Source organism: Mucilaginibacter rubeus (genome assembly GCF_003286415.2).
Taxonomy (GTDB): Bacteria; Bacteroidota; Bacteroidia; order Sphingobacteriales; family Sphingobacteriaceae; genus Mucilaginibacter; species Mucilaginibacter rubeus_A.
In genome coordinates, this window is sequence record NZ_CP043450.1 from 1,674,782 (window position 1) to 1,698,775 (window position 23,994).

The 23,994-nt window shown below is 41.1% G+C and carries 32 protein-coding genes; 13 read left to right on the forward strand and 19 right to left on the reverse strand.

Going from position 1 to position 23,994, the window contains the following annotated elements:
- Positions 1-71: 71 nt before the first annotated feature.
- The 5 genes from DEO27_RS06815 to DEO27_RS06835 all read right to left on the reverse strand — a co-directional run bounded on the left by DEO27_RS06815 (position 72) and on the right by DEO27_RS06835 (position 4,118).
- Positions 72-266: a hypothetical protein gene (locus DEO27_RS06815; RefSeq protein WP_112571849.1), complete on the reverse strand. Its 195-nt coding sequence runs from the start codon at positions 264-266 to the stop codon at positions 72-74.
- A gap of 143 nt (positions 267-409) precedes the next feature.
- On the reverse strand, positions 410-961 hold the full coding sequence (gene scpB / locus DEO27_RS06820) for an SMC-Scp complex subunit ScpB (protein WP_112571847.1): 552 nt from the start codon (positions 959-961) through the stop codon (positions 410-412).
- A gap of 74 nt (positions 962-1,035) precedes the next feature.
- On the reverse strand, positions 1,036-2,160 hold the full coding sequence (mqnC, locus tag DEO27_RS06825) for a cyclic dehypoxanthinyl futalosine synthase (protein WP_112571845.1): 1,125 nt from the start codon (positions 2,158-2,160) through the stop codon (positions 1,036-1,038).
- Between the two features lie 132 nt (positions 2,161-2,292).
- Positions 2,293-3,795 carry an ATP-binding cassette domain-containing protein gene (locus DEO27_RS06830; RefSeq protein ID WP_112571843.1) on the reverse strand — a complete coding sequence of 501 codons (1,503 nt, stop codon included), beginning with the start codon at positions 3,793-3,795 and terminating at the stop codon, positions 2,293-2,295.
- A gap of 98 nt (positions 3,796-3,893) precedes the next feature.
- Positions 3,894-4,118 carry a hypothetical protein gene (locus tag DEO27_RS06835; protein WP_112571841.1) on the reverse strand — a complete coding sequence of 75 codons (225 nt, stop codon included), beginning with the start codon at positions 4,116-4,118 and terminating at the stop codon, positions 3,894-3,896.
- A 367-nt stretch (positions 4,119-4,485) separates the two neighbouring features.
- Between DEO27_RS06835 and DEO27_RS06840 the strand changes: the two genes are divergently transcribed.
- Positions 4,486-4,653 (forward strand): phosphatidate cytidylyltransferase, encoded by a 168-nt coding sequence (locus tag DEO27_RS06840; RefSeq protein WP_112571839.1) that lies wholly within the window; start codon positions 4,486-4,488, stop codon positions 4,651-4,653.
- A gap of 83 nt (positions 4,654-4,736) precedes the next feature.
- Positions 4,737-5,192, forward strand: coding sequence for a PA2169 family four-helix-bundle protein (locus DEO27_RS06845; RefSeq protein WP_112571837.1), 456 nt, complete (start codon positions 4,737-4,739; stop codon positions 5,190-5,192).
- A 76-nt stretch (positions 5,193-5,268) separates the two neighbouring features.
- Here the strand turns inward: DEO27_RS06845 and DEO27_RS06850 are convergent, their stop codons facing one another.
- From DEO27_RS06850 to DEO27_RS06860, 3 genes are all read right to left on the reverse strand, one after another.
- Complete coding sequence (locus tag DEO27_RS06850) at positions 5,269-5,718, reverse strand: hypothetical protein (protein WP_112571835.1); 450 nt, start codon at positions 5,716-5,718, stop codon at positions 5,269-5,271.
- Positions 5,719-5,826: 108 nt separating this feature from the next.
- On the reverse strand, positions 5,827-6,036 hold the full coding sequence (locus tag DEO27_RS06855) for a hypothetical protein (protein ID WP_112571833.1): 210 nt from the start codon (positions 6,034-6,036) through the stop codon (positions 5,827-5,829).
- 179 nt (positions 6,037-6,215) lie between these two features.
- A complete protein-coding gene (locus tag DEO27_RS06860) occupies positions 6,216-6,425 on the reverse strand; it encodes a hypothetical protein (RefSeq protein ID WP_112571831.1) in 210 nt (69 codons plus the stop codon).
- Positions 6,426-6,757: 332 nt separating this feature from the next.
- Here DEO27_RS06860 and DEO27_RS06865 point away from each other — a divergent pair, with 332 nt between their 5' ends.
- Positions 6,758-7,327: an RNA polymerase sigma factor gene (locus DEO27_RS06865; protein WP_112571829.1), complete on the forward strand. Its 570-nt coding sequence runs from the start codon at positions 6,758-6,760 to the stop codon at positions 7,325-7,327.
- A 12-nt stretch (positions 7,328-7,339) separates the two neighbouring features.
- On the forward strand, positions 7,340-8,428 hold the full coding sequence (locus DEO27_RS06870) for a S1C family serine protease (RefSeq protein ID WP_112571827.1): 1,089 nt from the start codon (positions 7,340-7,342) through the stop codon (positions 8,426-8,428).
- A gap of 197 nt (positions 8,429-8,625) precedes the next feature.
- Here DEO27_RS06870 and DEO27_RS06875 read toward each other — a convergent pair whose 3' ends face one another.
- From DEO27_RS06875 to pdxH, 4 genes are all read right to left on the reverse strand, one after another.
- The gene (locus DEO27_RS06875) at positions 8,626-9,750 is read right to left on the reverse strand and encodes an NADH-quinone oxidoreductase subunit D (protein WP_244228747.1); all 1,125 of its coding nucleotides are present in this window, start codon (positions 9,748-9,750) and stop codon (positions 8,626-8,628) included.
- A 205-nt stretch (positions 9,751-9,955) separates the two neighbouring features.
- On the reverse strand, positions 9,956-10,804 hold the full coding sequence (locus DEO27_RS06880; protein WP_112571825.1) for a cupin-like domain-containing protein: 849 nt from the start codon (positions 10,802-10,804) through the stop codon (positions 9,956-9,958).
- A gap of 132 nt (positions 10,805-10,936) precedes the next feature.
- Complete coding sequence (locus DEO27_RS06885) at positions 10,937-11,434, reverse strand: NADH-quinone oxidoreductase subunit C (RefSeq protein WP_112571823.1); 498 nt, start codon at positions 11,432-11,434, stop codon at positions 10,937-10,939.
- A complete protein-coding gene (gene pdxH / locus DEO27_RS06890; RefSeq protein ID WP_112571821.1) occupies positions 11,431-12,078 on the reverse strand; it encodes a pyridoxamine 5'-phosphate oxidase in 648 nt (215 codons plus the stop codon). Before pdxH ends, DEO27_RS06885 begins: the two co-directional genes overlap by 4 nt.
- Before the next feature lie 108 nt (positions 12,079-12,186).
- Here pdxH and DEO27_RS06895 point away from each other — a divergent pair, with 108 nt between their 5' ends.
- The gene (locus DEO27_RS06895; protein WP_112571819.1) at positions 12,187-12,750 is read left to right on the forward strand and encodes a YqgE/AlgH family protein; all 564 of its coding nucleotides are present in this window, start codon (positions 12,187-12,189) and stop codon (positions 12,748-12,750) included.
- A 131-nt stretch (positions 12,751-12,881) separates the two neighbouring features.
- Here the strand turns inward: DEO27_RS06895 and purE are convergent, their stop codons facing one another.
- The 3 genes from purE to DEO27_RS06910 all read right to left on the reverse strand — a co-directional run bounded on the left by purE (position 12,882) and on the right by DEO27_RS06910 (position 15,087).
- On the reverse strand, positions 12,882-13,382 hold the full coding sequence (gene purE, locus DEO27_RS06900) for a 5-(carboxyamino)imidazole ribonucleotide mutase (protein WP_112571817.1): 501 nt from the start codon (positions 13,380-13,382) through the stop codon (positions 12,882-12,884).
- 109 nt (positions 13,383-13,491) lie between these two features.
- On the reverse strand, positions 13,492-14,631 hold the full coding sequence (locus DEO27_RS06905; protein ID WP_112571815.1) for a 5-(carboxyamino)imidazole ribonucleotide synthase: 1,140 nt from the start codon (positions 14,629-14,631) through the stop codon (positions 13,492-13,494).
- A 66-nt stretch (positions 14,632-14,697) separates the two neighbouring features.
- The gene (locus DEO27_RS06910; RefSeq protein ID WP_112571813.1) at positions 14,698-15,087 is read right to left on the reverse strand and encodes a hypothetical protein; all 390 of its coding nucleotides are present in this window, start codon (positions 15,085-15,087) and stop codon (positions 14,698-14,700) included.
- A gap of 176 nt (positions 15,088-15,263) precedes the next feature.
- Between DEO27_RS06910 and DEO27_RS06915 the strand changes: the two genes are divergently transcribed.
- Positions 15,264-16,145, forward strand: coding sequence for a glycosyltransferase family 2 protein (locus DEO27_RS06915; protein ID WP_112571811.1), 882 nt, complete (start codon positions 15,264-15,266; stop codon positions 16,143-16,145).
- A gap of 176 nt (positions 16,146-16,321) precedes the next feature.
- Here the strand turns inward: DEO27_RS06915 and DEO27_RS06920 are convergent, their stop codons facing one another.
- Positions 16,322-17,536: an NAD(P)/FAD-dependent oxidoreductase gene (locus DEO27_RS06920; RefSeq protein ID WP_112571809.1), complete on the reverse strand. Its 1,215-nt coding sequence runs from the start codon at positions 17,534-17,536 to the stop codon at positions 16,322-16,324.
- Here DEO27_RS06920 and DEO27_RS06925 point away from each other — a divergent pair.
- From DEO27_RS06925 to DEO27_RS06945, 5 genes are read left to right on the forward strand one after another with little or no spacing between them, the layout of a single operon-like run.
- Positions 17,535-18,161 carry an NADH-quinone oxidoreductase subunit A gene (locus DEO27_RS06925; RefSeq protein ID WP_112571808.1) on the forward strand — a complete coding sequence of 209 codons (627 nt, stop codon included), beginning with the start codon at positions 17,535-17,537 and terminating at the stop codon, positions 18,159-18,161. The two genes, DEO27_RS06920 and DEO27_RS06925, sit on opposite strands and share 2 nt — an antisense overlap.
- On the forward strand, positions 18,154-18,636 hold the full coding sequence (locus tag DEO27_RS06930; RefSeq protein ID WP_112571806.1) for an NADH-quinone oxidoreductase subunit B: 483 nt from the start codon (positions 18,154-18,156) through the stop codon (positions 18,634-18,636). Before DEO27_RS06925 ends, DEO27_RS06930 begins: the two co-directional genes overlap by 8 nt.
- A gap of 4 nt (positions 18,637-18,640) precedes the next feature.
- Complete coding sequence (locus tag DEO27_RS06935; protein WP_112571804.1) at positions 18,641-19,162, forward strand: hypothetical protein; 522 nt, start codon at positions 18,641-18,643, stop codon at positions 19,160-19,162.
- A gap of 6 nt (positions 19,163-19,168) precedes the next feature.
- Positions 19,169-19,621 carry a hypothetical protein gene (locus DEO27_RS06940; protein WP_112571802.1) on the forward strand — a complete coding sequence of 151 codons (453 nt, stop codon included), beginning with the start codon at positions 19,169-19,171 and terminating at the stop codon, positions 19,619-19,621.
- 37 nt (positions 19,622-19,658) lie between these two features.
- Positions 19,659-20,567 carry an alpha/beta hydrolase gene (locus DEO27_RS06945; protein WP_112571800.1) on the forward strand — a complete coding sequence of 303 codons (909 nt, stop codon included), beginning with the start codon at positions 19,659-19,661 and terminating at the stop codon, positions 20,565-20,567.
- Here DEO27_RS06945 and DEO27_RS06950 read toward each other — a convergent pair.
- Positions 20,545-21,177, reverse strand: a complete 633-nt coding sequence (locus DEO27_RS06950) for a hypothetical protein (RefSeq protein WP_112571798.1) — start codon at positions 21,175-21,177, stop codon at positions 20,545-20,547. The two genes, DEO27_RS06945 and DEO27_RS06950, sit on opposite strands and share 23 nt — an antisense overlap.
- Positions 21,178-21,278: 101 nt before the next feature.
- Here DEO27_RS06950 and DEO27_RS06955 point away from each other — a divergent pair, with 101 nt between their 5' ends.
- A complete protein-coding gene (locus tag DEO27_RS06955; RefSeq protein WP_112571796.1) occupies positions 21,279-21,764 on the forward strand; it encodes a hypothetical protein in 486 nt (161 codons plus the stop codon).
- Between the two features lie 2 nt (positions 21,765-21,766).
- A complete protein-coding gene (locus DEO27_RS06960) occupies positions 21,767-22,315 on the forward strand; it encodes a GNAT family N-acetyltransferase (RefSeq protein WP_112571794.1) in 549 nt (182 codons plus the stop codon).
- Between the two features lie 65 nt (positions 22,316-22,380).
- Here DEO27_RS06960 and DEO27_RS06965 read toward each other — a convergent pair whose 3' ends face one another.
- Positions 22,381-22,965, reverse strand: a complete 585-nt coding sequence (locus tag DEO27_RS06965; protein WP_162996898.1) for a fasciclin domain-containing protein — start codon at positions 22,963-22,965, stop codon at positions 22,381-22,383.
- Between the two features lie 326 nt (positions 22,966-23,291).
- Positions 23,292-23,972, reverse strand: a complete 681-nt coding sequence (locus DEO27_RS06970; RefSeq protein ID WP_112571791.1) for a hypothetical protein — start codon at positions 23,970-23,972, stop codon at positions 23,292-23,294.
- Between the last annotated feature and the right edge of the window lie 22 nt (positions 23,973-23,994).

The following is a 23,994-nucleotide window of genomic DNA, read 5'->3' on the forward strand; positions in this document are numbered from 1 at the left end:
ACCGGTAGATAATAAAAAAAGCATCCAGAGGCATAGTCTGAATGCTTTACAAAATACTATATTTTTAATTATTAATAATCGTCTTCGTCTTCGTCATCAAATGACTCATAACCACCTCTGCCCAGATCGTCGTCTAAAGGGCCGTCAAAGTCATCATCATCGTCATCATACTTCTTCGTTGCTTTTGTTGGCTCCAGATCATCCTCCTCCGCGTCGTTATCAGAGTCTTGGATCTTTTTAGTGTTCGGTTTCTTTGGCGCTCCCATTGTAATGGATTTTATAAATTAAACTTCGGTCAATAATAATAATTTAAATCAGATTAAGAAAAGCGTTTTTTGAAGTCCTTTATCTCTATCGATTCAATAGTAAAAATAACTAAAATTGATTTTTTTTAAAACAGAAATTAAAATTATTCTGATTGCTCGCCAATAGTGGCAGTATTGTTTGTAAAGTCCTTAAGTTGAGGTAATTCCTCAATGCTGTTTATGCCAAAATAATCCATGAACAAATTGCTGGTGCCATAAAGGATGGGTTTTCCAAGCCCTTCCGATTTGCCGACTATAGCTATCAGCTCTTTTTCGAGCAATTTTTGGATCGAATAGTCGCAATTCACGCCCCTGATCTGCTCAATATCCGGTTTGGTTACCGGCTGCTTGTATGCAATGATGGCAAGGGTTTCCAGGGCGGCTTGGCTTAACTTTTTCTTTGAACGTTGTAATTGTAGCAGGTTTATAACTGCATGGTATTCTTTTTTGGTCAAAAATTGATAGCCGTTCCCGATTTTAACCAGTTCGATAGCTAAGCTATGATGCTGATATTTTTCGTGGATCCTGCCTATGGCGTCGGTTACTTCCTCATTAGTAAAATCACGCTCAAAAGCAGCCTGGAGACAATACATGATCTCTTCCAACCGGATAGCCTGCTCTGACGCAAAAATTAGTGCTTCTATGTATTGTTCCATCTTGTTCAGTTGGCAGTTGATGGTTGGCAGTTAGTTTTGTTTCAACTGCAAACTGCCAACCGCACACCGGTAACTTAATAGTTTATAACCTGTTCTTCAATTTCAACGGGGATATCGCGCCATTCGTATCGCTGGGTACGCAGCTGAGGCTCAAAGCCTGCTTCTTTTATGGATTCCTGGATGCCACGGGCTGTAAATCTGTGCGGAGCACCGGCAGCAGATACTACGTTTTCCTCAATCATGATCGATCCAAAATCGTTGGCACCTGCATGTAAACATAATTGGGCTACTTGCTTGCCTACAGTTAGCCATGATGCCTGAATGTTTTTAACGTTAGGCAACATAATGCGGCTCAGGGCAATCATACGGATATATTCGTCGCCGGTAACATTATTAGTGATACCACGTACTTTACGCAAAAGGGTTCCGTCGTCCTGGAAAGGCCACGGTATAAATGCGATAAAGCCATAATGGCCTTCCGGCTTTTCGGCTTGTACCTCGCGGATCCAAACCAAATGTTCAAAGCGCTCTTCGATGGTTTCGATATGACCAAACATCATAGTAGCTGATGTTGGCAGGTTAAGCTGATGAGCGGCACGCATTACATCAAGCCATTCTTTACCGCCACATTTACCTTTTGATATCAGGCGGCGCACGCGATCATTCAAGATCTCGGCGCCGGCACCAGGTAACGAATCCAAACCGGCTTCCTTCATGGCCCTGAGTACCTCGATATGCGGCATGCCCTCTAATTTGGCAACGTGCGCAATTTCCGGCGGACCTAATGAATGCAGTTTCAGCTTAGGATAAAGCTGTTTCAATTCGCGGAAGAGATCGGTATAAAACTTTAATCCCAGGTCGGGGTGGTGGCCGCCTTGCAATAGTAGTTGGTCGCCGCCGTAACGGAAAGTTTCCTCGATTTTCTTTTTATAAGTTTCAATGTCGGTTATATAACTTTCTTCGTGGCCGGGGCGACGGAAAAAGTTACAGAACTTACAATTGGCTATACAAACGTTGGTGGTATTAACATTACGGTCAATTTGCCAGGTAACCTTACCATGTGGAACCTGTATTTTACGAAGTTCGTTGGCGGTATATATCAACTCGGCAGTTGAGGCGTTGTTATACAGGTAAACGCCTTCTTCAAGCGTTAAAAAATCAAACCGCAACGCGCGTTGCAACAGATCGGCTGTATTCATATCAAGCAAATATACGCAAGTTGATAATTTGATTTTGCCCGCTGTTAAATAATTGACAAAAAAGATAGAAAAGCAGAAAGCCCAAAGCTTGTTATTCCTTTAGCTTTCAACTTTTCGCCTTTGGCTTTCAGCTTAAAAAACCACCGTCCCTTTATCCAGTCTCAAAACCTTATCAACGCTATTAGGTATTTCATGTTGATAGTGGGTTACATAAATAAGCGTAACATTACCAAGGCTACAAATGCTGTCAACAAGGTTTTTAAAGTGAATCTGCTGGTGGTCATCCATCCCCTGGCATGGTTCATCGAAAATTAACAGCGCCGGGTTTTTAATGAGGGCGCGGGCCAGCAGGCACAAACGCTGCGCGCTTGCAGGGATGTTTTTGAGCAGCACGCGGGCATATTTTTCAATCTCCAAAGCCTTCATCCACCGTAAGGCTATTTCAGCGCGTTCTTTATTGCTTGGCCTGAACAGGCCAAGGGTATCATAATAGCCCGATTCAATCACCTGTAAACAACTGTTATCGGTAGGAAAATACTGATGCAGTTCGGGCGAAACAAAACCTATTTTCTTTTTAATATCCCAGATACTCTCGCCGGTGCCGCGTTTTTTGTCAAATAAAATAATATTATTGGCGTAGGCCTGCGGGTTATCTCCATTGATGAGGCTAAGCAGGGTAGATTTGCCTGCTCCGTTTGGGCCAAGCAAAGCCCAATGCTCGCCGGGGTTGATTTGCCAGTTTACATTATCCAGTATTACTTTATCTCCATACTTAATATGTACATTCTCCATTTTTACGATGAGGTTGTACGCGGCCGGGTTTTTATCGATATTGAGTAAGGCACTCAGCTCGCCGGTATCAATGCTATCTGTAAGATCTATCTGGAATAATTCGGGCTTAAAATCCTGTTTAGGGCTTTCGTGAATAATAGCACCTTTACTCAATACAGCAACATGAGTTATAGCTGCAGGGATTTCATGAACTGATGTAGCCATAATAACGTTAATTCCGGAAGCTGTGATCTGCTCAATAATGCCGTTAAATTCTTCGCGTGTTTTTACATCCAGGCCGGTTAATGGGCTGTCGAGCATTAGCAACATCGGGTTTTTAAGTAAGGCAGCGGCCAGCATTAAACGTTTGGTTTCGCCGTTAGATAATTTGATGATCTGTTTATTAAGCAATTGCTCAAGCCTTAATAAGGAAACCACCTTGTCAAAAGTCCACGATGCAGTAGTTGCCGAAAATTTGGGTACAGTATTAAGATAATCTACAACGGTAAGTGCGTCTTCCGAGTCGGACGAGTTATATCGTTGCTGATAATAAAAATCGGTAGTGTTTGATAAGTTACGAAAATGGTGCTTGGGTTCAACCAGGGCTATTAGTTTATGCGGTGTTGCAACATCATTGGCGTTGAAAAGTTCGGCGTAATCGTTCCAGAAATGGTAATTTATTTCGCCTCCGGTAACGTTAAAACGCCCTGCTATGGTTTGTAGCAAGGCGCTTTTTCCCGATCCGCTTTCGCCAATCAGGGCCCAGCTTTCACCTTTATTTATGTTAAAGCTTAAGCCGGTAAATAATGTTGTGTTTAAAAAACGTACTGTGGCGTTATTTATTGATAGAAGTGCATTTGTCATAGCTTAACAAGTAGAGTAGCGCGTAAATGTACTCATCTGTGCCAAGGCCGTGAAATTTTTATAAATTTAGAATGGTAACTTCCTTTCTTACAGTAAACTTAAGCGATGCGTTTTAGTGGCTCGGTTGTGGCCGGTATTTCATTAGTCTTTTTATTAAGCCGGTTCCAGGCGTCAAAATCAACAATAAGTGCTTTCACCGAATTTTTGCAGCTGCTGTTAGGGCAGGTTATTGCCCAGTATTTTTTATTTTGTTCAATATGAGGTCTTCTGCCGCATTTAATGCAGTTTTCACATTGAATGTTGGGTTGTATCTGTATCGTCATAGACGGTGAAAAATAGATTGTTAATTAATGATTTATAATAAGAACGTATTACATAACTGCTGGGCAGCAACGCTTGACTTTGAACTTTCAATAAAATTTTGATTTTACTATCGGTTTACAAAGTCGCTATATTAACATATGTTGCCGGCATTTGTTTTTTCAGTCAACGGTTATTTGTAAAGTATTTATAATGGATTGCGATTGCGTTATGGTTTGTTAGGAGACGCGACTACTTTTATTGTATGTATTTGTATACACCAACACTCACCAAAGTTCATGTGTTACAAACAGATGCGCTCTGACGGGCCGATTGCTAAAAAGGCCTGATTATTGCGTTCTGTTGTTGAAATTTATTTAAACAACAACCATGAAAAACTTACATTTTTTACTATTTGCATTTGTGTTATTTACTTTGAGCAGTTGTTCGGTTATAACCGGCATATTTAAGGCGGGAGCAATTACGGGCATCATTGCTGTTATTGTAGTTATTGCCGTTATTATCTGGATCATTTCCTTGTTTCGGGGTAAAAGTTAATTTTCTTTCAAGGTTAATTATTAAATAATTAATTAAACAAATTGACTGCTGATTGGTTGAATATGGTATAAAAACATCTAATCATGGAAAATACACAAGCAACCGTACAAATTTTAAATGATCTGATCCAGATCAACAATGACAGGATTGAGGGTTATCAACGCGCTTCAAAAGATTTGAAGGATGGTGATATCGAACTAAAATCACTTTTTACAAGACTTATAGGTCAAAGCCAGGGTTACAAACTTGCTTTAGGCACAGAAGTAAGTGCTTTTGGAAAAGATATTGAAACCGGCACAACTACCGGCGGCAAAATTCACAGGGTTTGGCTTGATGTGAAAGCCGCGTTTACCGGGCACGACACTCATGATGTGCTGGAGGAATGTGAGTTTGGTGAAGATGCTATTTTAAAAGCCTACCGCACAGCGCTGGAAGATGAAAATTTACCAGCTTATCTACGCGAAACTATCAGTCAGCAGGAAAGTGAACTTCTTGATGCGCATGATGAGATTAAAGCCCTGCGTGACAGTGTTCACTAAACTAACGGGCAATTTATTATTAGACTAACAGAAGGGGCAGTTTTACAACTGCTCCTTTTTTGTTGTTAAACAAAGCTTAGTTTTGTGGTTGAGGGTCGATATTGAGATATTTTACCTGCCAGCTATTTTTTTCGGCCCAGTCGCCATCTGTGTATAGCATTTTAACCTCCCAGTTTGATTGTTCCAGTTTGCCGCTGTTGTTTTCTATTTTTATTGTTGATTGCAGGAGGTAGATGTTAGCTGTTGTATCAATAATAAATTTAAAACCTGCGTTAGGGAAAACTGCTTTATCGGGCTGCTTTAACTTTTCTTTCACAAACTCTTTTGCCATAGCAAAAGCTTCTTTGGAGGTTGGTTTACGGTTAAGGTGCACTGTGCTGTTTTTGCTTATGCCCATGATCACAACAATAAACGTGATAGCAAAAACTATGGTAAAGAGGGTTGCGATACGTATGTGAGGGCGGCGGTGCCAGCTAATATTTTTACGCTCATCAGCATCAAGCGATTTCCATTCAGAATATTTCATATTGTGTTGCTTATCACATTAAGCAATACAATATGAAATTGTTTGGAAGGTATTAAACAAAAAAAACGCCCTGGAAAACCAGGGCGTTTTTTAACAAAAAAAGTCAAATTACTTTTTAGTAGTGTCTTTTTTAGTAGTGTCAGCAGCAGCACCTTTAGTAGTGTCAGCTTTAGTTGAATCAGCTTTAGTAGTGTCAGCAGCCATTTTAGAAGAATCAGCTTTAGTTGAATCAGCAGAAGAAGCTGAAGATGAACCTTTACAAGCAGCGAAAGAAGCAGCGATAGCTAAAGCTAAAAAGCCTAATTTGAAGTTTTTCATTTCTTAATTTTTTTAATAAGTGATTTAATAGTTTACACCTTAATACAAGAAATGAAAAAAGGTAACCCATAATTTTGAAAAAAAATTACAAGTCACCTTTATTATTGATGGATAACTAAAAAATCAATAGAAAAAAATTAAAAATGATATTTAACTGCTTTCTATTTTATCAGAAAAAATTATTTCTTAGTGGTGTCTTTTTTAGTAGTATCAGCAGCAACTTTAGTAGTATCAGTTGCAGTTTTAGTTGAATCAGTAACAACTTTAGTTGAATCAACTACTGTAGTTTTAGTAGTATCTTCGCCACCTTTTTTAGAGTCACCGTTACAAGCTGAGAAAGAAGCTGCAAGAACTAAAGCTACGAAACCTAATTTGAATGAATTTTTCATTTTTGAAGTTTTAAAATGTTAATGTTTTGTGATCGTTTGAGGATTAATACGCTTTAATGAAAAAGGTAACCCATAAAAATTAACTAATTGTAAATTCTAAGGATTATTAGTTTAAATATGCCTGTTTTGCAAGCGATTTTTTTATTGCAGATTTGCTTGCTTAGTTTTTTCAACATTGGGTTACCTTGTTTGCCTGCGGGTATTAAACAGTGCCTTTAACGCGACACACAATTGTTACAAGCAACAAAATGTGATGCCAATGTTATTAATTTATTTTAGTTTGATTTTTTTTGATAATAGTGGGTTACAATTTGACCTAAATAGTATTAAGAGTGAATAAAGACTTAAAAGCTTCGGCTCCAACAGATAGTGAAATAGTTCTTGGGATACTGAATAACTCGGAAGTAGTGCTGAAAAGGCTCTATACAACATACTTCCCGATGATATTGCAGTTGATCATCAATAATAATGGCGATGAGGACGATGCCAAGGATATTTACCAGGAAGCCATTATAGTTCTTTACAATAAGATTAAAGGCGGGGATTTTGAGCTTAACAGTAAGCTTAAAACGTATATATATTCGGTTTGTAGGCGGCTTTGGCTTAAAAGGCTAAGCCAGATGAACCGGTACGGTGGCGATATCAGGGATTTTGAAGAGCACCTGCCCGTTGAAGAAGAAGTTGAAAGCCATAGTGACAGGGATATTCAGTTTGGTAAAATGGAGAGTGCTCTCCAGCAATTAGGCGAACCCTGTAAAACCATTATGGAAGATTTTTATATTAAAAACAGATCGATGCAGGAGATCTGCGAACGTTTTGGCTATACCAATGCTGATAATGCCAAAACCCAGAAGTATAAATGCCTGCAAAGGCTGAAGAAATTATTTTTTCAGCAAAAATAAGGAGATCAAGAGATGAGTGATAACCAACTTACGGAATTTATTGAGCGCTATTTCGACGGCAGCATGAACGCCGAAGAACGGGTTCAGTTTGAGCTACTCCGTAAAAATGACGCGGCTGTAGAAAGTAAAGTTACCGAGCACCTTCAGTTTATAGGTTTACTTAAACAGTATGGCGAGCGTATTGAATTGGAAAGCCGTTTAAACGCTATCCACAGTGAAATTGATGTTCACGCACTGAAGGAAGAAGTAACAATTCACCCCGTGTGGATTGTGCGTATGTGGCGTAACCATCATTCAAAGATATCTGTAGCGGCGTCGGTTGCTATCTTCGGTGTTTTGACTATCCTGATCTTAACTGGTAAGTTAAATAACGATAAGTCGAAATATCAGCAATTGAGTGAGAAACTTAATAAGGTAGAGAATGCTGTAGCTCAGATAGGCCACGGGCGTACTCCTGTAAAACCGAAAGTAATCACACCTGCTAACTTCAGGGGCACTGGCTTCGCACTTACATCAAACGGTTATTTGGCTACAGATTATCACGTAATTAAAAACGCCGATTCTGTTTATGTACAAAACGCGTCAGGTGAATCATTTCACGCTAAGGTTATCTATACCGAGCCTCAATATGATCTGGCTATACTGCAGATCAATGACCCTGCATTTAAAAACTTAGGCCCTATACCTTACAATCTTAAACGCTCGGAAGGCGATTTAGGAGAAAGTTTATACACACTTGGCTACCCTGCAGATAATATGGTTTACGGAGCTGGATATTTAGCTTCATCGGCAAATTATTCAAATGATAGTACAGAGTATATGATTTCTGTTCCGGTAAATCCAGGTAATTCAGGCGGACCATTGCTTGACGAAAAAGGAAACGTAATTGGCGTTATCACTGCAAGGCAAACGCAGGTTGCAGGCGTGTTTTTTGCTAAGAAGTCGACCTATTTGTTAAAAACGATACAGAATATCCCAACAGATTCATTATCGAAAACACTGAATTTGAACACTAAAAATAAATTAGCTGGTTTAAGTAGTACTCAGCAGAGCAAAAAGGTTAAAAACTATGTTTTCATGGTTAAAGTGTATAAACAATAATCAATAGCCCACTCAATAAAAATTAATATATTAAAATGAGAAGAGACGCCGTGAGGTGTCTCTTTTTTGTTTGTCTGAATCAGAATTTACAGAATTTTAAGATTTTCAGAACAGGTTAAGTTAACCTTAGTCTCTACATTTTAAAAATTGATGAATTCTGCTAATTCTTAAATTCTGTAAATTCTGATTCAGACAGTTTACCTATCCACCTCGCCTAAAACAAAGTCAATAGAGCCTACAATGGCTATCAGATCGGCGATGAGTACACCTTTGGATAGTTCGGGTAGTACAGAAAGGTTATTAAAGCTTGGTCCGCGGGATTTTACACGGGTTGGAATCTCTGATTTACCATCTGTCATAAAATAGAAGCCAAGCTCGCCTTTAGCACCTTCACAGCGTACATAATAATCCTGAGCTTTGGGAATGGTTTTACGTGGCATTTTAGCACGCGGATCAAAATCAGGCGTGCGTTTCAATTCCTTTTGCAAGCGGTCAAGGCATTGCTCAACTATTCTTAATGATTGCTCAATTTCGTCAACACGTACTTTATACCTGTCCCAGCAATCGCCAACCTTACCCATCAGGCCTTGTCCAATCGGGATCTCAAAGTCAATTTCGGGGTAAGCCGAGTAATTGTCAATACGGCGCAGATCCCATTTCAAGCCGGATGCACGAAGCATTGGGCCCGAGCAGCCGTAATTTATTGCCACATCAAGCGGTAAAACGCCTACATTGGCGGTACGCGATATAAATACCTGGTTATCGGTAAGCAGTTGGTTAAGCTCAACCATTTTGGGCTTAAAGTATTCTACAAATTCACGGCAACGTTCTTCAAAGCCAACCGGCAAATCATAAAACAAGCCGCCAACCCAAATGTAATTATATAACATGCGTGAACCCGAAGCCCATTCCAGCATACCCATAATATGCTCCCTGTCCCTGAAACACCATAGGAAAGGAGTAAAGGCGCCTATATCAATTCCGTAGGTACCAATAGCTATCAGGTGCGATGCAATGCGGTTAAGTTCGCACACCAGTACGCGAATATATTCAACACGTTTGGGGATATCTTTGTCAATGCCCATCATGCGTTCAACGCCCATTACAAATGCATGGCTGTTGTTCATGGAAGCCAGGTAATCCAATCTGTCGGTAAAAGGGATAGTTTGCTGATAGGTTAACGATTCGGCATGTTTTTCAAAGCAGCGGTGCAGGTAACCTATATGGGGGATAACTTCTTTTACGATCTCGCCATCGGTAATCAATTCTAACCGCAAAACACCGTGGGTTGAGGGGTGCTGCGGACCTACATTCAGGATCATGTCCTCAACGCTGGCGTCGGCTATTTTTTTATTATACCTGAGGAGGGCTTCTTCGTATTTGGGGTTTGTAATGACCAATTTTATATCCTGTTAAATTAGTATCCGGCCATATTGCATGAGATGCGCGGCCGGATACCAAAAATCAGTTTTTTTTTTCATTTATCGGACTAATTTCCGGTAAAAATGAAGTAAAATCAATGGTCTGTTATTTAACGGACGATTTGTCGGTCATTTTGCTTATTTGAGTTACCAGCCACGCGTAGCTATACATAGCAACGGCTTTTGCTTTGCTATCGCGGCTTTTGAAGGTCCAAACGTCCTTCATAAATTCTTTATGGTTTTTATTGTTTAGCGTATCAAAAGCAACCGATATAGTTGGTGTTAATGAATATGCCGAGTGCCACGTGCCAAAAGGAATAAACAATGTTTCGCCCGGGCCGACAACAAAATGGATAGGAGTAGCATCTTTAAACTTTGGATATTTTTCATAATCCGGTTCAAAAATGTTCAGTTCTGAACGCCATGGATCATCAGGTCGCGGATAAAGCATTTCTTCCTGGCCGCGCGGGAATACCGTGAAACGTTTCTCGCCATAAAGCTGGGTTATCCATGCATTCAAGTGATAATAATCAATGTGCATATAAGGGAACCTGCCGCCGGGGCCGCCAACAAACATTTCAATAGCGCCGCCCCATTTACCAATGTTGAACATTTTATTGCGCAGCCAGTTAGGCGAGGCATAATTCAGATCTAATGGATCCAGAAGCGGCATCAACTCCGGAATGGTTGAGGGGATATCAAAGATCATGGGATAGGGGGCGGGCTTATCTTCGGTGCTGGCCTCTACCATATCCATAATCTGTTTCATGGTATAAGTGGTACCTCGGACATCAGTTTTACGGTCGGGATAATTTTCACGAAACCAATCGGGGGTAAAGAGGCCATTGGCCTTCCAAACTTTAGCAGCTTTGGTAAAAACCAGCGGAATGCCGGGTTTGTAATGTTCCTCAATAAATTCCTCGTAGGTGATGTTATCTCTCCTTATAATATCCATGGTTTAGTAAATAGGGTTATACAATCTTACAAAAAAGATTTATTTAAACTACGGATATTATACGGGATTGGGCTTAAATAGTTAAGCCTGAATTTTAAATAATCACCCTGATGACGATGGCCTACTGCAAATTTAATCTATCCGGATGCCCTTATAAAACTCGGCGTTTTGGTAGTCTTTCCGCAAAGGAAAACCGTCCCAATCATCAGGTAACAAGATCCTGCGTAGGTCGGGATGGCCTTCAAAATATATTCCCAACAGATCATAAGCTTCACGTTCATGCCAGTCGGCTGTACGATAAACTGATGTTACGCTTTTAAACTCGGGAAGTTCAGCGCTTTCTTTTGAATGTGGTTTGCTGATTTTTAAGGTTAGCTGTGTTTTATACGGGATGGATGCCAAATGATAAACCACGCCATAGCGGTTGGTTTCGTCATTATAATGCACCCCACTTAAGCTCGATAGGAAATCAAAATAAGTTTTGGAGTTATTGCGTAATTCCAGGCATACGGCAGTAATATCATCCGGGTTGATGAGTAATGCCGGTTGTAAGCCGGCTGTTTCTTCGCCTGTTATTACAGTATCACCAAATTTTTCGGCGAGCAGTTGTTTAATGTCATCAAAACTCATGGTGCAAGGCGTACTTTTTTCCAGGTTTTTTTATCAGTTTTTTTATACAGGATGCGGTCGTGCATACGGCTTGGGCGGCCTTGCCAAAACTCAATTAATTGCGGTTTTAAGATATACCCTCCCCAGTACGATGGTTTAGGCACTTCCTTGTCGGCATATTCAGCTTCCAGCTCGTTCCATTTTTGCTCCAATGCATCGCGACTTTCAATTTCCTGGCTTTGTGGAGATACTACCGCACCAACCTGGCTGCCTTTAGGTCGCGAATGGAAATACTTTTCAGAATCTTCCTTGCTTACTTTTTCAATGGTACCTTCAATACGTACCTGCCTTTCCAACCCTCCCCAAAAAAATGTTAGAGCTCCTTGCGGGTTCTTGGCTATCTCTTTGCCTTTGCGGCTTAAGTAATTGGTAAAGAATATGAAACCACCTGTGTTAAAGCCTTTTAAAAGCACAATACGAGCCGAAGGCTTACCGTTTACCGTAGCGGTTGAAAGCGTCATGGCGTTGGGCTCATGCAATTTTGCCTCCAATGCTTCGTTAAACCATTGTTCAAACTGTTTAATAGGATCGCCCTTGGTGCTGTTTTCTGACAGCGTAGATGCACTATAATCCTGCCTTAAATTTTGTATTTCCTGCTGATTCATTTTAATGCAAACTTACAAATTAATTAAACCGTATATAATGATGTAAATCATTATTCATAATTGAACATATTTTTGCTATGCTTGTTATGTATTTAAACGCTAAACTTTATGCTTAGTCCTATAGCGGCCGCGGCAGGCCATTTACTCATTTCGGAACCCTTTATGATGGATCCGAATTTTAGAAGAGCAGTGATAATTTTGACAGAATACTCTGCAGATGGTGCTATGGGCTTTATCCTTAACCATCAAAGTGAATATTTATTAGGCGATGTGTTGCCGGATGTTTCATACTCCGAAATGCCTGTTTATGAAGGTGGCCCGGTTGCAAAAAATACACTGCATTTTATCCACTGCGCTCCCGATAAAATAGAAGGTGGGATTGAAATTGCCGATGGCCTTTATTGGGGTGGCGATTTTGACCAGGTGAAAGAGCTGGTATCCAATTATCAGTTAGGAACGGATGAAATTAAGTTTTTTGCAGGCTATTCTGGCTGGACCCCTCAACAGCTTGACGAAGAAATAAAAGAAGACAGCTGGATAGTAACCAATAAATTTGACGTTGAAACGCTGTTCACCCTTGATGAGCAAAACCTGTGGCGACAGGTAGTAATCAGCCTCGGCCAGCGTTATGCCCACATCGCTAATTTTCCGGAAAACCCGGCTTTGAATTAGTGGCAATTTTTAGTGGCAGTAGCAGTTTTCAGTGGCAGTAAATAATAAAGGGCATGTTTATAAAACTTGCCCTTTACTTTTTATAGTCAATTATTACTGGAACTACCACTGCTACTAAAAACTGCTACTCACTAATCCCCGTCTTCCATTTCCTTTGCCGACTCTTCAACTTTCTTTTTAAGGTTTTCTTTAAAGTCCATAAGGTTTTTTACCAGGTATTCATCTGCCGTCGATAGGATCTGCGCTGCAAGGATACCGGCGTTTTTAGCCGCGTTTAATGCTACTGTAGCTACCGGGATGCCGTTTGGCATTTGTAATATGGATAGGATAGAATCCCAGCCATCGATAGAGTTACTTGATTTTACCGGCACGCCAATTACGGGCAGGTGAGTTAATGAAGCAACCATACCTGGCAAGTGTGCCGCACCACCGGCACCGGCTATGATCACTTTTATACCACGATCAGCAGCGGCACGAGCATAGCTGAACATTCTATCAGGTGTACGATGGGCCGAAACAACGGTTATTTCATAATCAACGCCTAATTCGGCTAAAACATCAGCAGCATCCTGCATTACGCTTAGGTCTGATTTGCTGCCCATTATAATGGCGACTTTTGTAGTGGTACTCATGGTTTTATTTTATAAGCGTCATTGCGAGGAACGAAGCAATCCCCGGTTAGCAGGTTCGCCCTGTATAGTTTGGGATTGCTTCGTTCCTCGCAATGACGCGTGGTAATAACTAACTAATTACTTTCAACGTTTTTTGCACAAAACGTGCTTTTTCAATTGCTTTTTCTCTATCGGCATCTACTATGGTAACATGCCCCATCTTCCTGAACGGTTTAGTTAGCGCTTTACCATATAGGTGAATATACACTCCAGATAGTTTTAATACTTTTTCAATGCCCTGGTAAATAGCGGGCCCTTCGTAACCTGCTTCGCCTAAAACGTTAACCATGATGGCATTGTTAAGGCAGGCGGTATCACCCAAAGGTTGGTTAAATATCGCTCTTAAATGTTGCTCAAATTGCGATACCACATTACCTTCAATAGTTTGGTGACCGCTGTTGTGCGGGCGTGGGGCCAGTTCATTAACCAGGATGCGGCCATGTTTATCTAAAAACATTTCTACCGCTAATAAACCTACAATTTTAAGGCTGTCGGCAATCTTTTTGGCTATTTGCTCGGCTTTTTGCTGTATGGCGAATGGGAGAGTAGAAGGGGCAATCAAAAACTCAACCAGATTGGCTTTGGGGTTAAACTCCATTTCAACCATTGGGAAGGTACTGATCTCTCCGTTTTCATTACGGGCAACAATTACGGCTATCTCCTTTTCAAAATCAATCCATTGCTCAATAAGGCTTGGCTCTTTAAAAGCGCCTGCAAGGTAACTTTCGTCAATTACTTTATATACGCCTTTGCCATCGTAGCCGTCTTTACGTAACTTCTGAATGTATGGGAAAGGAATTAAACTTTGCTGAAGCTGTTGAGGTGATGATATGATCTGGAAATCGGCAGTTGGGATATCGTTTTCTTTAAAAAACTGTTTCTGCAAACCTTTGTCCTGTATCAACCTGATAATACGCGATTGCGGGTAAACCAAAACGCCTTCTTTTTCCAGTTGCTCAAGGGCATCAACGTTAACCTTCTCTATTTCAATAGTAAGCAAGTCGACAGTTTTGCCAAAGTTATATACCGTTTCGTAATCGCCTAATGAGCCTACAGTAAACTCGTCACAAAGTTTACGGCAGGGTGCCTCGCGGTCAGGATCAAGAATTTTAACAGTAACGTTATAGTTTATGGCTTGCTGTATCAGCATGCGGCCTAACTGTCCGCCGCCTAAAATACCCAGTTTTAAATCTCCGTAAAATGCTTTCATATTTTGCAACTGCAAGTTTAGCCTAAATCTTTCAAAAAGCCTATTAATGCTTTAAACTACGACTAATCAACGACGTTTTTTGGTCATCAGGTAATAAAAAACGCTATGTACTATTACAAAGGTAATGGCGGTAATAAAGTAAAACGCCTTGTTTTCGGGGCTTAACTGCAATCTGAATGCGGTAATGGTAAACACAATAGAGCCGGCATAATAAAGCACAAGTCTTATTGATAGATTGTTATAATACGCCGGGTTTGCTAAAAACAACATCGGCAGCGTCATTACAAAAATGATGATATTAAGGAATGCTAAACTTTCTGATAGTGAGGGTAGTATTACTTTCAAGTCTTCACCTACGCCTTTGTGTTGAAGCGCGTAATAAGCACAACTTGCTATGATGGATATGATTACCGAAAAAAGGAAAGTTTTAAAAAGCTGTTTGGCGAGTGCCTTCATAGTGATATTGATTGATATGGGTTATCGCTAATAATGCGATAAATTAATAATTTACAAATTAACGCATCGGCGGGCAAAATGCGTTAATCCCAATGTCACAAATTGATTGTAGCCACTGAGTACTGTCTCGAATCTTGTTTCTATAAGTCTTGATTCTGTTAATTATCTTCGCAGCTATGAAAGTATCCGGTTTTACCTTTATCAGGAACGCTGTACGTAACGATTATCCTATTGTGGAGGCCATTACGTCGATATTGCCGCTTTGCGATGAGTTTATCGTAGTGGTAGGTAATTCTGACGATGGCACCCGCGGACTGATCGAGGCTATCAACTCACCGGTTATCAAAATCATCGATTCGGTTTGGGACGAATCCCAGCGAGAAGGGGGGAAAGTATTTGCCGCCGAAACGGATAAAGCCTTCGCCGCCATATCGCCCGATGCAGACTGGTGCTTTTACATTCAGGGTGATGAGGCGGTACATGAAAAATACCATCCGCTGATAAAAAAAGAAATGCAGGAAGCTTTAAATAAACCCAATATTGAAGGCCTGCTTTTTAAATACCTGCATTTTTACGGATCGTATGATTATTACGGACATTCAAGACGCTGGTACCGCCGGGAAATCCGTTTGCTCAAGAACATCAAAGGTATCCATTCATACCGGGATGCCCAGGGCTTCCGGCTTGATGATCGCAAAATAAACGTAAAACTTATTGATGCTTATATCTATCATTATGGTTGGGCCAAGCCACCTAAAGGCTTAAGCAATAAGGTGCGCAATTTTAACCAGTTTTATCATGATGAAAACTGGATGGCGCAGCATCTGCCTGAAACTTATGAGTTTGACTACAGCAATGCAGATCGCCTCATCCGTTTTACCGGGACACACCCTGCGCCAATGCAAAAACGGATTGCTGCCACCAATTGGAATATCGACTTTGATCATAAGAAATTGAGAAACCAGATGAACTTCAGGCGTAAGCTATTGCAGAAGGTAGAAGACATTACCGGTTGGAGGGTTAGTGAGTATAAAAACTACAAAATAGTGGAGCGATAGATAAACTATCGTGATTGCGGGGTGCGAAGCAATCGCAAACTATACAGGGCGAACCTGCTAATTAGGGATTGCTTCGTGCCTCGCAATGACGTGGTGGAGATGTACACGGCTTGAATCGAAAGATGGCACGTGTGAAATAGCATCAACGCAATCAGCGGCATCAATAAAATCAACGGTTATATATTCTGCGCAATTACAAAGCCGCTTGCCCAGGCCCATTGAAAATTATAGCCGCCGAGCCAACCGGTAACATCCACACACTCACCTCCGAAAAACAACCCGGGTACTTTTTTAGCTTCCAGTGTTTTGGACGATAGTTCATCAGTAGCCACACCGCCGCGCATCACTTCGGCTTTGTCATAGCCTTTATCGCCGGCAGGTTTTACCTTAAAATCATGAATAAGTGTGCTGATATTTTCTATATCGGTTTTATTCAACGATGCCATGTTTTTCTCGGCTGGTAGCTTATCACTCAATGCCTCGGCAAATTTGCGGGTATATAACGATGCTATGTAGGCCAGCAACATTTTTTTGCCATTGGTTTCCTTTTCCTGTTGAATCAGGTCGGCAATGTTTTGATTAGGGAGCAGGTCGATATTGATAGATTCGCCGGGTTTCCAGTAGGAAGAAATTTGCAAAATGGCTGGTCCGCTAAGGCCCCAATGGGTAAACAGGATATTTTCTTCAAAGCTGGCCCTATCATTCCAAACCCTGCAAAAAATGCTGTTGCCGGATAACTGCTCATACCAGGGCTGGTCTTTACCGGTAATGGTGAGCGGTACCAGGGCAGGGGCGGTATCAGTAACTTTTAAACCAAAATTGCGGGCAGTGCGCAGACCAAAATCGGTAGCTCCCATTTTAGGAATAGGCAAACCGCCCGCCGCCATTACTACGCTGGCGGCGCTTATATATTCCTGTTTGCCATTTACCTCGGCGCGGACTGTAAAACCATCGTCAGTTTTTTCAATGGCTTTTACCTCTGCATTAAGCCAAATCTCCTGTCCAAGATCATCACACAGGTTGGTGAAAACCTCAACAACGTCTTTCGCTTTGTCGCTTACCGGAAAAAGCTGACCAAGTGTTTTTTCTTTACCGCTGATACCATAAGTTTCAAAAAAGCTTACAGTATCATCAACTGTCCATTGCGAAAAGGCTGATTTACAGAAATGTGGATTCTGCGAAATAAACTGCTGATCTGTAGCGTAAAGGTTGGTATAGTTGCAACGCCCGCCACCGCTAATGAGGATCTTGGCGCCAACACGGTCGTTTTTTTCAAGCACCAGTACACGTTTGCCCAAAAAGCCCGCTTGTACGGCACACATGAGGCCGCACGCGCCTCCACCAATTATTATAGCGTCAAAATCTGTTTGTTTTACTAAATTTGTACTCATGACGGATGTTTCGCAAATATCAGAATTTGGAAAGATACTCATCTTTATTATTACGGGGATAATAATGGTGTGTGTGATATTTTTTATCAACAGACTTTTAGCCCCTAATAATCCCAATGCCGAAAAATTAAGCTCATACGAATGTGGTGAGGAACCTACCGGTAATGCCTGGTTGCCCTTTAACCCTCGTTTTTATGTTATAGCATTGGTTTTTTTGCTGTTTGATGTGGAGATGGTATTTATTTTTCCATGGGCTACGGTATTTGGCAGCCATGAAATTGCGGCGCAGGACACGCGCTGGGGATGGCTTTCACTTGCCGAAATGTTTGTGTTTTTAGGCATCCTGATTATAGGCTTGGTTTACGTTTGGCGCAAAGGCGACCTGGATTGGATAAAACCTACCCCAGTTGTGCCCCATACCGATGTGCACGTCCCGCCATCATTGTATGAGCAGCTAAACCGGGAACAAAGCACATTTACAGTAAAAGCTTTCAATGCCGATACCGTGATGCCTGCTGCTGTAACTGCAACTGCGACTGCCGCTGCTACTGCAACTACACCTTCTGCCGAACCCACCCGCAAACCTATGTTTAAACCTGCCTTTAAAAAGCCTGCAAATGAATAACGATATAACAAGTGAGAATGGTGGGATTGTGATAACCAAGATGAACGATTTGCTCAACTGGGCACGTTTGTCATCATTATGGCCGCTTAGTTTTGGTATAGCCTGCTGTGCTATTGAAATGATGGGGTCGATGGCCTCTACCTATGACCTTGACCGTTTTGGTGTTTTCCCACGCCCCTCTGCCCGCCAGGCTGATGTGATCATCATTGCAGGTACTGTTACCTTCAAAATGGCCGAACGCATTAAACGCCTTTACGAGCAAATGCCCGATCCTAAATACGTGATCTCGATGGGCTCATGTTCCAACTGCGGCGGCCCATACTGGCAGCATGGCTATCACGTGGTAAAAGGCGTTGACAGGGTAATCCCAGTTGATGTGTATGTACAAGGCTGCCCGCCCCGGCCGGAAGCGCTTATTGGCGCTATTTTAGAACTGCAGAAGAAGATTGAAGGGGAGCAGTTGATAAAGGCGTAAAATAATGCCGGGACCTAAAGGTTTAAAAAAGCCACTATTTTATTTTGAGCCATTATCCACATGGGATTTAGTTACTGTGTGGGGCTATGGCGTCGTAACAGTAATTTTTATATTTTATAACTTTTGCGATGTAGGCCCCAATAAAGTTGTTAGTTTAATTTTTTACACGGTACCCCTTCAACTGTTCAATTATTTTCTAAACTACGTTTCTTTAAGAAATTTAAAAACCTTTTTAATTTGGTGTGGGTTTGGAGCAGTTCATATCTGCTTATTCTTTTTATTGAAAAACAATACCGTTTACAACGGGGCACGGGGCGTTTTGCTAAATACAACTATATTGTTGTTTTTATACCAGGGACTTAGAATAGCAAGCAGAAAAATTCAAGGGCAAGAGTTAGGTATGCCAACTAAACAATATAAAGATTTATTTGATAACAGAGATATCACGGTTTGGGATTTTATCTTCTTCGCAATATATTTTGGTAGTTTTGGTTACTTAAGTGTATTTGCCATGTCTAAAGTTTAGTTAACTATGAAAGTCCTGCTCGTTCTCATCATAAGTTTTATCCTTACTGCTGTTCTGTCCCGCCTTTTTATGGACAATTGGAATATTATGCTTAGTGGTAACATTGCCATGATGCTGATGCTTTGGTTTGCCTCATTGGGCCACTTTATGTTCACCAAAGGGATGGTGATGATGATGCCTGCCTTTATCCCGTTTAAAGTTGCCTTGGTTTATTTAACGGGTGTCATGGAAATAATCCTTGGTCCGTTATTGGTTATTAACTCCACAAGGCATATCGCAGGCATTATTTTGCTCGTGATGTTTATAGTAATGCTACCGGCTAATATCAATGCTACCATAAAGCATGTAAATTTTGAAAAAGCCACATACGACGGCAGCGGTACAGGCTACCTTTGGTTTCGCATTCCTTTGCAATTGTTATTTATAGCCTGGGTTTTATATTTTTCGTTAGGAATTTGATTGGAGATATATCTTATCTTTAAGCGATTAACCAATTATGAAAAAGATAACCCAAAACGTGCTGATCATTCTGACCTGCGCTTTGTCTGCATCTGTCCACGCTCAAACTTCAAGCCCTAAACAGCCATTTTTTCCGAAGGGGACTGTTTTATATGGCGATGTAAACTACGCGGGCGATACTTTAAAAAAGCATTTACTGGATATCTACCTGCCGCCGGTTGTAAAGGATAGCTATCCGGTTATCATCTGGATTCATGGGGGCGCCTGGATGCTGAACGATAAATATGCAGATATGGGTTACATGCAGAAAACTGTTCAGGGTTTTATCGATAATGGTTATGCCGTGGCTTCTATCGATTACCGCTGGAGCACTACCGCACCATTCCCGGCACAAATTCAGGATTGTAACCAGGCTATCGAATTCCTGTATCAAAACGCTTCAAAATATAAGCTTAATAAAGACAAGTTTGGGGTGATAGGCTTCTCGGCCGGAGGGCACTTGGCTTCGTTGCTGGCTCTATCAAACAATAACAATGTCAAAGAATTTTATCCCGGAGGAAACAAACCTCATTTTAAAATAAAACTGGCGCTCGACTTTTACGGGCCATCAAATTTCCTGTCGCTCAAAGGCAGTGATGTTAATGATCCTAAAAGCCCGGTTAGTTTGCTGCTTGGTGCTTATGCGATTGACCGGCCCGATCTGGCCAATATTGCCAGTCCGGTTACATACGTTGATAAAAACGATCCACCATTTCTCATCGTTCAGGGCGAAAAGGACGAATCTGTCAATTATACCCAGTCGGTATTGTTAAGCTCTTATCTCAAACTTGCAGGTGTTAAAAATGAGATCATCATCGTACCTAACGCGCCTCATTACGGGGTAATGTTTGATGCTGAAGATATTAGGAAAAGGGTATTTTATTTTATGGATGAATATCTGAAGTAATTTCACCCGTAGCACTTTGGTGCTCTTTTACGATAGTTTTCAAAAGCGATTGCAATGCCAGCGCGTTCCAGTCGTTCCTAAAGTTGTAGCTTTTTTGCTGACTTTTATTTTCTTTATGGTAAACCATAAAATAATTAACATAGTTCCCGAGGCCTACCTGGGCATACGGAAGTATGTTTTTGTTATCCCAACTGATTGTACCTTCCTGAAAGGTCATGCCGCAAAATTCAAAACTTTCGCCATTTTTATATCTGTTGTAATGGCTGAGATAATGGTTCACAAAGTGATAATCCCATAATTTATTGACGATATCAATCCATGCTTTCCGATAGACTTTCCTGCGGAAGCCATAGTAGCTGCTAAATTTTATGGTGATCGTATCTTGTCGCGCGGTTTTTATCTCGATAAAGTAATGACGGCCAATAGTGAACGCATATCCTCTTATTCCTTTTACCCCATATCTAAAAGCTATAAGTTCATTGGATGGTGCAGATACAAGGTTTTGAATTTGAGGTATTTCGATGGTAATACCCTTGTTGCTTATCAGGACCCTCCTGTAAAGCTCGTTACTGAATAGTTTAGGTATTTCAACAGTGAACGCATTGTGCATGTAGCTAAAATAAGCAATGTACGCTTATCTAATCAATAAAAAGTTCATTACAAAAACAGGTTTTTAAACAATAACTTTATGTTTGGATAAAATTTCTACCCATGCTAAAAAAAGTAAATCCGAAGAAAAAAAGTAAACTCGTTAATATCCTTTTTGCAGGGTTTATAACCGGTACACTTGATGGTCTTGCAGCCATGATCCTGAATTATAAGCTTAATCCGGGCATTATTTTTAAGTTTATTGCCAGCGGTGCCTTTGGGCCGGCTGCTTTCGCGGGCGGGGCCGAAATGATAGTCGCGGGAGTTATTTTTCATTATGTCATTGCTTTTTTATTCAGCGCTGTCTTTTTTCTGCTTTATCCCTTCTTTTACAACGGATTGCGCAATAAATATTTCGTAGCGGTTATTTACGGTATAGCTACCTGGCTTATCATGAATTTGGGCGTGGTGCCGCTTAGTAAAATAACCATGAAGCCGGGTTACCATATTCCGGTAAGTACTATCCTTATCGGTATGCTTACCTTAATAATTTGTATTGGCTTACCTGTGGTATTTATTGCCGGCAGGGACAATAAGAAAATCTCATAGCTATGGATGCACAGGAAACGTCAACACTCGCTACCGAACGCCTGAATTTACGCGGATTGCTTGAATCGGATGCCCCGAGGATCTTGGTTATCCGTTCGAGCCCCGAGGTTAATAAATATCTTGACCGCCCTAACGATACCACCATTGAGCAGGCGTTGGCATTTATTAAAAAAATAGAAGGTATTGTAAATAGTGGCAATGGCTATTACTGGGGTATAACGCAAAAGGGGGAGAAGGAGCTAATAGGAACCGTTTGCTACTGGAACCTCCAGCCTGCCGAAAAAAAGGCAGAAATAGGTTATGAGCTTAATCCCGTTTATCAGGGGTTGGGTTACATGCAGGAAGTAGTTTCTGCGGTATTAGAAGTTGGCTTTAATAAACTGGGTTTTGAACTGATAACCGCGTGCCCACAAGAAGGGAACCAAAGTTCGTTAAAGTTATTACAGAAGAAAGGTTTTTCCCTCACCGGTGATTTTACTGAAGAGGAAACCGGAAGTAAATATCTTGATTTCAGGCTGGCCAAAGCTGATTATATGGCTAACAATCCTTAAATGAAAAACCCGGTCATGATAACCGGGTTTTCGTGGATTTAAAATTTAAACAAAATGATCTGTGATTAAGGCATCATAACGCCATTAATACCGTGTACTACACCATTACTTGCCTCGGTGTCAAATGCAGTAACCAGTACCGCGTTACCTTTGGCATCGGTAATTTGCAGATTACTTTTATCGTTTACAGATAAATGCAAGGTTTGCCCGTCAATGGTTTTCAGATCGGCTTTTCCTTTACCTGCACCTAAAGCCTTAATGATATCAGCCTTGGTGTATTTACCTGCAACTACGTGATATTTTAAGATAGGCGCAAATTTGGCCGGGTCTTTCATCAGGGCATCAAACTGTGCTTTTGGCAATTTGCTGAAGGCAACGTCATTTGGTGCAAATATGGTGAAGGGGCCGGGAGCCTGCAAAGTTGGCTCAAGCTGTGCTGATTTTATTGCAAGCGCCATAGGCGCGTAATTAGTTGAGGTTGCCATAACACCAACCACATCATTTGACGCGGCAGCTGTTGATGTGGCTGCAGGAGCAGCAGTTGTTTTAGCAGTATCTTTTTTTGTTGTATCCTGTGTCTGAGCCATCGCTTGGGTCGAGAAAAATCCGATAGCTACCGAAGCAACGGCTATTAAAACTGACTTTTTCATGTTCATCTTTCTTTCTGTTTTTGTTGGTGAATTAAAATGTAATGAGTAGCCGTTATTTCGATAATATTAATTAAAAGTTATTTATTTGGTTAATTACTATAGTTTAATAACTTGTAATTACGCTAAATGGTTTTTAATTAATTGACATTTGTGGTTAAACACATGATGTTCAGCCAGAAAAAAGAAGAAAATGGATGTCGCGAAAGGGGTTTTGGCGGGTAGTTACGACGTTAAAAGGGAAGTAACGAGCGATACTAAATTTAGAAATCCAAACTTACGAAGTTTTCAAAACTTCGTAAGTCTTTAACTTTAAAAGCGATAATTAATTACTGCCTTGCTTTTTGCAGCTCGTTAAACTTTGCAACAAGTTTATCAATGCTCTTGATATTGTATTTATGTTCGTGGATCTGGTCAACCAGGTCAGGTTCATCGCCCATAATATCGCTCATGATATCTTCAAAATTTTCGTCGGTAAGGCGTTTCATACCGGCAGTTGATTCGCCGTAATAGTAAGTTGTTTTTGAACTGCCACGGCCGCCTCCGCCGCCAAGGTTAATACCAATACCACCGCCAACACCGCCTCCATAGCCGCCTGTACCATATCCAGCTGATACTCCCGGTGAGATGCCAAATCCACTGCCTCCGCCGCCTTTGCCTCCTTTAGCCATGTACAGTTTAACAGGCTCGTCAAGCACTACTTTAACAAAGTCGGTTTCTTCTTTTGTCCATGACTCGTTAGCTGGGGCGTGGGCTACCACAAAACTATCCTGGCCGGCAACAAATGATCTGAGGTCGCTGGCACTCAGTTTATATGGGTTATTTTTTTCGTTTTCTCTAAACTCAATAAAGCCTTCGTCTTTGATAGGGCCTTTTCCCGGCGGGTTAGTACGAATGAGCCCGGTTTCGCGGTTGCCCTTTACATCGGTAAAGCTACCTGGCTGCCATTTTTGCGATTTTGCTGATACAAAACACAGCATGAAAAATAAAATGATTAAAATTGAGCGCATAAGAAGTTTGGAGTATTGATAC

Coding starts and splice junctions, on each gene's coding strand:
- DEO27_RS06970 (WP_112571791.1), bottom strand. CDS start 23,972: ATGCGCTCAATTTTAATCATTTTATTTTTCATGCTGTGTTTTGTATCA.
- DEO27_RS06860 (WP_112571831.1), bottom strand. CDS start 6,425: ATGAAAAATTCATTCAAATTAGGTTTCGTAGCTTTAGTTCTTGCAGCT.
- DEO27_RS06885 (WP_112571823.1), bottom strand. CDS start 11,434: ATGAGTTTTGATGACATTAAACAACTGCTCGCCGAAAAATTTGGTGAT.
- mqnC (WP_112571845.1), bottom strand. CDS start 2,160: ATGAATACAGCCGATCTGTTGCAACGCGCGTTGCGGTTTGATTTTTTA.
- DEO27_RS06870 (WP_112571827.1), top strand. CDS start 7,340: ATGAGTGATAACCAACTTACGGAATTTATTGAGCGCTATTTCGACGGC.
- DEO27_RS06880 (WP_112571825.1), bottom strand. CDS start 10,804: ATGGATATTATAAGGAGAGATAACATCACCTACGAGGAATTTATTGAG.
- purE (WP_112571817.1), bottom strand. CDS start 13,382: ATGAGTACCACTACAAAAGTCGCCATTATAATGGGCAGCAAATCAGAC.
- DEO27_RS06925 (WP_112571808.1), top strand. CDS start 17,535: ATGACGGATGTTTCGCAAATATCAGAATTTGGAAAGATACTCATCTTT.
- DEO27_RS06950 (WP_112571798.1), bottom strand. CDS start 21,177: ATGCACAATGCGTTCACTGTTGAAATACCTAAACTATTCAGTAACGAG.
- DEO27_RS06915 (WP_112571811.1), top strand. CDS start 15,264: ATGAAAGTATCCGGTTTTACCTTTATCAGGAACGCTGTACGTAACGAT.
- DEO27_RS06910 (WP_112571813.1), bottom strand. CDS start 15,087: ATGAAGGCACTCGCCAAACAGCTTTTTAAAACTTTCCTTTTTTCGGTA.
- DEO27_RS06930 (WP_112571806.1), top strand. CDS start 18,154: ATGAATAACGATATAACAAGTGAGAATGGTGGGATTGTGATAACCAAG.
- DEO27_RS06855 (WP_112571833.1), bottom strand. CDS start 6,036: ATGAAAAACTTCAAATTAGGCTTTTTAGCTTTAGCTATCGCTGCTTCT.
- DEO27_RS06840 (WP_112571839.1), top strand. CDS start 4,486: ATGAAAAACTTACATTTTTTACTATTTGCATTTGTGTTATTTACTTTG.
- DEO27_RS06815 (WP_112571849.1), bottom strand. CDS start 266: ATGGGAGCGCCAAAGAAACCGAACACTAAAAAGATCCAAGACTCTGAT.
- DEO27_RS06895 (WP_112571819.1), top strand. CDS start 12,187: ATGCTTAGTCCTATAGCGGCCGCGGCAGGCCATTTACTCATTTCGGAA.
- DEO27_RS06940 (WP_112571802.1), top strand. CDS start 19,169: ATGAAAGTCCTGCTCGTTCTCATCATAAGTTTTATCCTTACTGCTGTT.
- DEO27_RS06875 (WP_244228747.1), bottom strand. CDS start 9,750: ATGATCCTGAATGTAGGTCCGCAGCACCCCTCAACCCACGGTGTTTTG.
- pdxH (WP_112571821.1), bottom strand. CDS start 12,078: ATGAATCAGCAGGAAATACAAAATTTAAGGCAGGATTATAGTGCATCT.
- DEO27_RS06965 (WP_162996898.1), bottom strand. CDS start 22,965: ATGAAAAAGTCAGTTTTAATAGCCGTTGCTTCGGTAGCTATCGGATTT.
- DEO27_RS06905 (WP_112571815.1), bottom strand. CDS start 14,631: ATGAAAGCATTTTACGGAGATTTAAAACTGGGTATTTTAGGCGGCGGA.
- scpB (WP_112571847.1), bottom strand. CDS start 961: ATGGAACAATACATAGAAGCACTAATTTTTGCGTCAGAGCAGGCTATC.
- DEO27_RS06850 (WP_112571835.1), bottom strand. CDS start 5,718: ATGAAATATTCTGAATGGAAATCGCTTGATGCTGATGAGCGTAAAAAT.
- DEO27_RS06945 (WP_112571800.1), top strand. CDS start 19,659: ATGAAAAAGATAACCCAAAACGTGCTGATCATTCTGACCTGCGCTTTG.
- DEO27_RS06835 (WP_112571841.1), bottom strand. CDS start 4,118: ATGACGATACAGATACAACCCAACATTCAATGTGAAAACTGCATTAAA.
- DEO27_RS06830 (WP_112571843.1), bottom strand. CDS start 3,795: ATGACAAATGCACTTCTATCAATAAATAACGCCACAGTACGTTTTTTA.
- DEO27_RS06935 (WP_112571804.1), top strand. CDS start 18,641: ATGCCGGGACCTAAAGGTTTAAAAAAGCCACTATTTTATTTTGAGCCA.
- DEO27_RS06845 (WP_112571837.1), top strand. CDS start 4,737: ATGGAAAATACACAAGCAACCGTACAAATTTTAAATGATCTGATCCAG.
- DEO27_RS06955 (WP_112571796.1), top strand. CDS start 21,279: ATGCTAAAAAAAGTAAATCCGAAGAAAAAAAGTAAACTCGTTAATATC.
- DEO27_RS06920 (WP_112571809.1), bottom strand. CDS start 17,536: ATGAGTACAAATTTAGTAAAACAAACAGATTTTGACGCTATAATAATT.
- DEO27_RS06960 (WP_112571794.1), top strand. CDS start 21,767: ATGGATGCACAGGAAACGTCAACACTCGCTACCGAACGCCTGAATTTA.